Here is a 697-nt window from a genome sequence, read left to right on the forward strand (position 1 = left end):
GTTGGCGCTGGTGCAGGCGCTTGCCAGTGCGTCGCGGGGAGAGCGGGGGTGTCTGGCCTATGAGGTATACCTGCAGGCGGATGCGCCCAGGGTGATTATGGTGTGGCAGCAGTGGTCGAACCTGGATGCGCTGGAAATCCATTTTGGCTCCGAGCATGTGGACGCCTTTCTCGATGCCATTCCCGACATGATTGATGGCGATGTCACCTCGGCTCGCTTTGATGTGTCCAGCATGGATGGCGACCCCATTGTCGAGGACGTCAGCGAGATCGCCCCTGTGGTGCTGGCGGATAACATCACTCTGCATTAACGCCCCGGTCGGCGCTCTGCGTGTTCGTTCATTGATTCCTTTTCGCTCACCGCGTTGTCCTGCGCCGCTTCCTGTCGGTGTTGTGTCGTGGTTGGCCAGTGTCTCCCGTCGTGCTCTGCGTTACTCTGTCTGGCTCAGGCAAGGTCTGGCTTTCGCTGTGCCTTGGCAAGGTTGTGCAGGAGTGCCCATGAAAACCCGTATCGACTCCGTCGAAGACATTATTCGCAGCTTCTCCGAGCAGGGTTACATTTGCAGCGAGCGCATTGCGCTGGCGGTGTACCTGGCGGCGCAGCTACACAAGCCGGTGCTGGTGGAAGGCCCGCCGGGGGTGGGCAAAACCGAGCTGGCAAAAGCGGCCGCCGCCTTTCTGGAAGCGCCGCTGATTCG

2 protein-coding genes are annotated in these 697 nt (G+C 60.7%); both read left to right on the top strand.

The window, feature by feature from the left end; translation table 11 throughout:
• Position 1: 1 nt before the first annotated feature.
• The gene (locus A3754_RS05770; protein ID WP_082904761.1) at positions 2-310 is read left to right on the top strand and encodes a putative quinol monooxygenase; all 309 of its coding nucleotides are present in this window, start codon (positions 2-4) and stop codon (positions 308-310) included.
• Between the two features lie 187 nt (positions 311-497).
• Positions 498-697 (top strand): AAA family ATPase (locus A3754_RS05775; RefSeq protein WP_156496842.1); only part of this gene is annotated, 200 nt, incomplete at its 3' end.

It is taken from the genome of Alcanivorax sp. HI0083, from assembly GCF_001635175.1.